The 651-nt window shown below is 46.1% G+C and carries 1 protein-coding gene; it reads left to right on the forward strand.

From position 1 onward, the window contains the following. Window positions 1-651 (forward strand): carboxypeptidase-like regulatory domain-containing protein (locus VT06_RS17025; RefSeq protein ID WP_046555523.1); only part of this gene is annotated, 651 nt, incomplete at both ends.

The raw sequence follows: 651 nt of genomic DNA on the forward strand, positions 1-651 counted from the left end.
TATGTCTGGAATCGCAATCGCAGATACTTCATCTGCAATGCGCGGCCAGATTGTTGGTCCACAAGGCGAAGTAGTGGCCAACACTCGCGTTATCATCCAGCACGTTCCATCCGGTACTATTTCAACAGCAACAACCAACTCAGCCGGTGTATTCACCGCAACTGGTTTGCGCGTTGGTGGTCCGTACATTGTTATCATCGATTCAGATGTTTACGAAGGCAAAACTTTAGAAGATATCTTCTTGCAGTTAGGTGATGCTTACCGTTTGAACGCGCAGCTCGATGAGCGTCGCGACAATATCGAACGGATTACCGTAACTGGTCGCACAATCAATACTACTTCATTGCAAGCTGGCTCTTCGAGCACTTGGGGTGAAAATGAAATTCGCAACATGCCAACTTTCGATCGTGATTTGAAAGATGTTGTGCGTCAAAACCCATTAGCAACCGATTTAGGCGATGATAGCCGTTCGTTAACTGTTGGTGGTAATAACCCACGTTATAACAGTATCACTGTAGATGGCATTGGCCAGAACGATGATTTCGGTTTGAACTCTGGTGGTTATCCAACCAACCGTTCACCGGTATCTATTGATGCAATTGAGCAGGTTTCAATCCAATCAGTGCCATTTAACGCACGATACAGCGGCTT

The sequence above is a fragment of the Arsukibacterium sp. MJ3 genome, assembly GCF_000987765.1.
Classification (GTDB): Bacteria; Pseudomonadota; Gammaproteobacteria; order Enterobacterales; family Alteromonadaceae; genus Alishewanella.